The sequence below is a fragment of the Neisseria flavescens genome (assembly GCF_001618065.1).
GTDB lineage: Bacteria > Pseudomonadota > Gammaproteobacteria > Burkholderiales > Neisseriaceae > Neisseria > Neisseria flavescens_A.
The window spans coordinates 1-6199 of sequence record NZ_LAEI01000027.1 but is presented as its reverse complement, the minus strand read 5'-3'; the positions used below and the strand labels follow the sequence as shown (position 1 = coordinate 6199).

The following is a 6199-nucleotide window of genomic DNA, read 5'->3' as shown; positions in this document are numbered from 1 at the left end:
CCCAAACAAAGCCGCCCGTCAGCCCGAACCGGCAGCGGTTCGGCCTCGGGGCGGCATATACGGCAGTTAACCGTCAGGCTTATTTTTTCACGGCAGGCTGCGCGGCCTTAGGCGCGGCAGAAGAAACCGTCGCCTCCGCCTTCAACTTGTTCAGCACCGCATCACCGATGCCCTTCACGTTTTTCAGCTCCTCCACCGATTTGAACGCACCGTTCTTCTGACGGTATTCCACAATCGATTTCGCCTTAGCCGGTCCGATACCCGGCAATGCCTCCAGTTCGGCAGAAGACGCGGTATTGATGTTCACGGCGGCCAAAGAGAATGCTGCACAAACAGCGGCAAATGCACCAAATAAAAATTTCTTCATCAGATTTTTTCCCATAACGTATTTGATTGAATCAGTCAGGAAGTCTACCGAATGGTTTTATTCCACTCTGTAAACACTGTCACATATACGGATAGGGCAACAGCCGATACCCACATAAATGCTTACGACATATTAACGCAAATATTGTTTGATTTCAAATATTTCAAACAGTTAACCGTAACTTTCGGTACTTTTGTTCAAGAATAACAACAGGTAATCATAATCCCCCTATTGCAACCCGACAGAACCGATAGGCATGTAAAAAGCCCCCGACATCAGTCGGGGGCTTCGGAATGGGTGTTTGGCGGTGACCTACTTTCACATGGAAGAACCACACTATCATCGGCGCTGAGTCGTTTCACGGTCCTGTTCGGGATGGGAAGGCGTGGGACCAACTCGCTATGGCCGCCAAACTTAAACTGTTACAAATCGGTAAAGCCTTAATCAATTATTTGGTGATGACTGAATCAGTCAGTAAGCTTTTATCTTTTGAAGTTCTTCAAATGATAGAGTCAAGCCTCACGAGCAATTAGTATGGGTTAGCTTCACGCGTTACCGCGCTTCCACACCCCACCTATCAACGTCCTGGTCTCGAACGACTCTTTAGTGTGGTTAAACCACAAGGGAAGTCTCATCTTCAGGCGAGTTTCGCGCTTAGATGCTTTCAGCGCTTATCTCTTCCGAACTTAGCTACCCGGCTATGCAACTGGCGTTACAACCGGTACACCAGAGGTTCGTCCACTCCGGTCCTCTCGTACTAGGAGCAGCCCCCGTCAAACTTCCAACGCCCACTGCAGATAGGGACCAAACTGTCTCACGACGTTTTAAACCCAGCTCACGTACCACTTTAAATGGCGAACAGCCATACCCTTGGGACCGACTACAGCCCCAGGATGTGATGAGCCGACATCGAGGTGCCAAACTCCGCCGTCGATATGAACTCTTGGGCGGAATCAGCCTGTTATCCCCGGAGTACCTTTTATCCGTTGAGCGATGGCCCTTCCATACAGAACCACCGGATCACTATGTCCTGCTTTCGCACCTGCTCGACTTGTCGGTCTCGCAGTTAAGCTACCTTTTGCCATTGCACTATCAGTCCGATTTCCGACCGGACCTAGGTAACCTTCGAACTCCTCCGTTACTCTTTGGGAGGAGACCGCCCCAGTCAAACTGCCTACCATGCACGGTCCCCGACCCGGATTACGGGTCTGGGTTAGAACCTCAAAGACACCAGGGTGGTATTTCAAGGACGGCTCCACAGAGACTGGCGTCTCTGCTTCAAAGCCTCCCACCTATCCTACACAAGTGACTTCAAAGTCCAATGCAAAGCTACAGTAAAGGTTCACGGGGTCTTTCCGTCTAGCAGCGGGTAGATTGCATCTTCACAACCACTTCAACTTCGCTGAGTCTCGGGAGGAGACAGTGTGGCCATCGTTACGCCATTCGTGCGGGTCGGAACTTACCCGACAAGGAATTTCGCTACCTTAGGACCGTTATAGTTACGGCCGCCGTTTACTGGGGCTTCGATCCGATGCTTGCACATCTTCAATTAACCTTCCAGCACCGGGCAGGCGTCACACCCTATACGTCCACTTTCGTGTTAGCAGAGTGCTGTGTTTTTAATAAACAGTCGCAGCCACCTATTCTCTGCGACCCTCCAGGGCTTACGGAGCAAGTCCTTAACCTTAGAGGGCATACCTTCTCCCGAAGTTACGGTATCAATTTGCCGAGTTCCTTCTCCCGAGTTCTCTCAAGCGCCTTAGAATTCTCATCCTGCCCACCTGTGTCGGTTTGCGGTACGGTTCGATTCAAACTGAAGCTTAGTGGCTTTTCCTGGAAGCGTGGTATCGGTTACTTCATGTCCGTAGACACTCGTCATCACTTCTCGGTGTTAAGAAGACCCGGATTTGCCTAAGTCTTCCACCTACCGGCTTAAACAAGCTATTCCAACAGCTTGCTAACCTAACCTTCTCCGTCCCCACATCGCATTTGAATCAAGTACAGGAATATTAACCTGTTTCCCATCGACTACGCATTTCTGCCTCGCCTTAGGGGCCGACTCACCCTACGCCGATGAACGTTGCGTAGGAAACCTTGGGCTTTCGGCGAGCGGGCTTTTCACCCGCTTTATCGCTACTCATGTCAACATTCGCACTTCTGATACCTCCAGCACACTTTACAATGCACCTTCATCGGCCTACAGAACGCTCCCCTACCATGCCAGTAAACTGGCATCCGCAGCTTCGGTTATAGATTTGAGCCCCGTTACATCTTCCGCGCAGGACGACTCGACCAGTGAGCTATTACGCTTTCTTTAAATGATGGCTGCTTCTAAGCCAACATCCTGGCTGTCTGGGCCTTCCCACTTCGTTTACCACTTAATCTATCATTTGGGACCTTAGCTGGCGGTCTGGGTTGTTTCCCTCTTGACAACGGACGTTAGCACCCGCTGTCTGTCTCCCGAGGAACCACTTGATGGTATTCTTAGTTTGCCATGGGTTGGTAAGTTGCAATAACCCCCTAGCCATAACAGTGCTTTACCCCCATCAGTGTCTTGCTCGAGGCACTACCTAAATAGTTTTCGGGGAGAACCAGCTATCTCCGAGTTTGTTTAGCCTTTCACCCCTATCCACAGCTCATCCCCGCATTTTGCAACATGCGTGGGTTCGGTCCTCCAGTACCTGTTACGGCACCTTCAACCTGGCCATGGATAGATCACTCGGTTTCGGGTCTACACCCAGCAACTGTTCGCCCTATTAAGACTCGGTTTCCCTACGCCTCCCCTATTCGGTTAAGCTCGCTACTGAATGTAAGTCGTTGACCCATTATACAAAAGGTACGCAGTCACACCATAAGGGTGCTCCCACTGTTTGTATGCATCAGGTTTCAGGTTCTATTTCACTCCCCTCCCGGGGTTCTTTTCGCCTTTCCCTCACGGTACTGGTTCACTATCGGTCGATGATGAGTATTTAGCCTTGGAGGATGGTCCCCCCATATTCAGACAGGATTTCACGTGTCCCGCCCTACTTTTCGTACGCTTAGTACCACTATTGAGATTTCGAATACGGGACTATCACCCACTATGGTCAAGCTTCCCAGCTTGTTCTTCTATCTCGACAGTTATCACGTACAGGCTCCTCCGCGTTCGCTCGCCACTACTTGCGGAATCTCGGTTGATTTCTTTTCCTCCGGGTACTTAGATGGTTCAGTTCTCCGGGTTCGCTTCGCTTATCCTATGTATTCAGATAAGGATACCTCCTAAGAGGTGGGTTTCCCCATTCGGACATCGCGGGATCATAGCTTTATTGCCAGCTCCCCCACGCTTTTCGCAGGCTTACACGTCCTTCGTCGCCTATCATCGCCAAGGCATCCACCTGATGCACTTATTCACTTGACTCTATCATTTCAAGAACCTCTTTGACTTCGTTTACCTACCCGTTGACTAGGGAAGCAAACTTGAAATTCCTACTTTGATAAAGCTTACTGCTTTGTTGTGTCTTAATCCTGCCTTTTGTGTTTCAGGATTAAGTCGATACAATCATCACCCAAATACTGTGTTTGTTTTCTTTTCTCTTGCGAGAGATTTTTTATCCTTTGCAAAGAACAAAAAATCAAAACAAACTCATTGTCTTTGTTTGTTGATTTCGGCTTTCCAATTTGTTAAAGATCGATGCGTCGATATTTCACTTCGCAAATCAAAATAAGCTGCTAAGTATAGCAGGCTCCCTTTGATTTGTAAAGTTCTTGGTGGAGGCAAACGGGATCGAACCGATGACCCCCTGCTTGCAAAGCAGGTGCTCTACCAACTGAGCTATGCCCCCGTTCTTGGTGGGTCTGGGAGGACTTGAACCTCCGACCCCACGCTTATCAAGCGTGTGCTCTAACCAGCTGAGCTACAAACCCGGATTCTCTTCTTAAGCGAATCTTGTCTTCACTCAAGCTTTTCTCTTCCGCATCTTTTACAGTTTACCGATAAGTGTGAATGCATCAGACCTCTTCTTTCTCTAGAAAGGAGGTGATCCAGCCGCAGGTTCCCCTACGGCTACCTTGTTACGACTTCACCCCAGTCATGAAGCATACCGTGGTAAGCGGGCTCCTTGCGGTTACCCTACCTACTTCTGGTATCCCCCACTCCCATGGTGTGACGGGCGGTGTGTACAAGACCCGGGAACGTATTCACCGCAGTATGCTGACCTGCGATTACTAGCGATTCCGACTTCATGCACTCGAGTTGCAGAGTGCAATCCGGACTACGATCGGTTTTGTGAGATTGGCTCCACCTCGCGGCTTGGCTACCCTCTGTACCGACCATTGTATGACGTGTGAAGCCCTGGTCATAAGGGCCATGAGGACTTGACGTCATCCCCACCTTCCTCCGGCTTGTCACCGGCAGTCTCATTAGAGTGCCCAACTAAATGATGGCAACTAATGACAAGGGTTGCGCTCGTTGCGGGACTTAACCCAACATCTCACGACACGAGCTGACGACAGCCATGCAGCACCTGTGTTACGGCTCCCGAAGGCACTCCTCCGTCTCTGGAGGATTCCGTACATGTCAAGACCAGGTAAGGTTCTTCGCGTTGCATCGAATTAATCCACATCATCCACCGCTTGTGCGGGTCCCCGTCAATTCCTTTGAGTTTTAATCTTGCGACCGTACTCCCCAGGCGGTCAATTTCACGCGTTAGCTACGCTACTAAGCAATCAAGTTGCCCAACAGCTAATTGACATCGTTTAGGGCGTGGACTACCAGGGTATCTAATCCTGTTTGCTACCCACGCTTTCGAGCATGAACGTCAGTGTTATCCCAGGAGGCTGCCTTCGCCATCGGTATTCCTCCACATCTCTACGCATTTCACTGCTACACGTGGAATTCTACCTCCCTCTGACACACTCTAGTCACTCAGTTCAGAACGCAGTTCCCAGGTTGAGCCCGGGGATTTCACATCCTGCTTAAGTAACCGTCTGCGCTCGCTTTACGCCCAGTAATTCCGATTAACGCTCGCACCCTACGTATTACCGCGGCTGCTGGCACGTAGTTAGCCGGTGCTTATTCTTCAGGTACCGTCATCAGCTATTGATATTAGCAACAGCCTTTTCTTCCCTGACAAAAGTCCTTTACAACCCGAAGGCCTTCTTCAGACACGCGGCATGGCTGGATCAGGCTTGCGCCCATTGTCCAAAATTCCCCACTGCTGCCTCCCGTAGGAGTCTGGGCCGTGTCTCAGTCCCAGTGTGGCGGATCATCCTCTCAGACCCGCTACTGATCGTCGCCTTGGTAGGCCTTTACCCCACCAACTAGCTAATCAGATATCGGCCGCTCGAATAACGCAAGGCCCAAAGGTCCCCTGCTTTCCTCCTCAGAGAATATGCGGTATTAGCTAATCTTTCGATTAGTTATCCCCCATTACTCGGTACGTTCCGATATATTACTCACCCGTTCGCCACTCGCCACCCAAGAAGCAAGCTTCTCTGTGCTGCCGTCCGACTTGCATGTGTAAAGCATGCCGCCAGCGTTCAATCTGAGCCAGGATCAAACTCTTATGTTCAATCTCTAACTTATAACTTCTGGTCTGCTTCAAAGAAACTGACAGGACAATGTCTAAAACATCATCTTGTCTGTCTTTCAAACAGTGTGAGGCCTAATGCACTCACACTTATCGGTAATCTGTTTTTTAAAGAGCGAATCGAATTATACAGTACATTTAGCAAATGTCAACTAAAATTATCGAAAATTTTAACCAACTGTGTTATACTGTCTGCTTCGTTTTCTTCACCGCGTCAGCAGCGAAGAACCGAACTATACGCCCCCAAACAAAACCAGTCAACACC

Annotated in this window: 1 protein-coding gene, 2 tRNA genes and 3 rRNA genes; all 6 read right to left on the bottom strand. The window is 49.8% G+C overall.

Going from position 1 to position 6199, the window contains the following annotated elements:
* Nucleotides 1-79: 79 nt before the first annotated feature.
* The 6 genes from TW89_RS04395 to TW89_RS04370 all read right to left on the bottom strand — a co-directional run bounded on the left by TW89_RS04395 (nucleotide 80) and on the right by TW89_RS04370 (nucleotide 5916).
* A complete protein-coding gene (locus TW89_RS04395; RefSeq protein WP_036472233.1) occupies nucleotides 80-367 on the bottom strand; it encodes a ComEA family DNA-binding protein in 288 nt (95 codons plus the stop codon).
* Nucleotides 368-666: 299 nt separating this feature from the next.
* A 5S ribosomal RNA gene (rrf, locus tag TW89_RS04390) occupies nucleotides 667-780 on the bottom strand.
* A 95-nt stretch (nucleotides 781-875) separates the two neighbouring features.
* Nucleotides 876-3764 (bottom strand): 23S ribosomal RNA (locus TW89_RS04385).
* 348 nt (nucleotides 3765-4112) lie between these two features.
* A tRNA-Ala gene (locus tag TW89_RS04380) sits at nucleotides 4113-4188 on the bottom strand.
* Nucleotides 4189-4193: 5 nt separating this feature from the next.
* A tRNA-Ile gene (locus tag TW89_RS04375) sits at nucleotides 4194-4270 on the bottom strand.
* Nucleotides 4271-4375: 105 nt separating this feature from the next.
* Nucleotides 4376-5916, bottom strand: a 16S ribosomal RNA gene (locus TW89_RS04370).
* Together the 16S, 23S and 5S rRNA genes with 2 tRNA genes alongside form the textbook arrangement of a ribosomal RNA operon.
* Between the last annotated feature and the right edge of the window lie 283 nt (nucleotides 5917-6199).

Bases quoted from the DNA above. Each gene is read 5' to 3' on its own strand.
- TW89_RS04395 (WP_036472233.1), bottom strand. From the start codon at position 367: ATGAAGAAATTTTTATTTGGTGCATTTGCCGCTGTTTGTGCAGCATTC.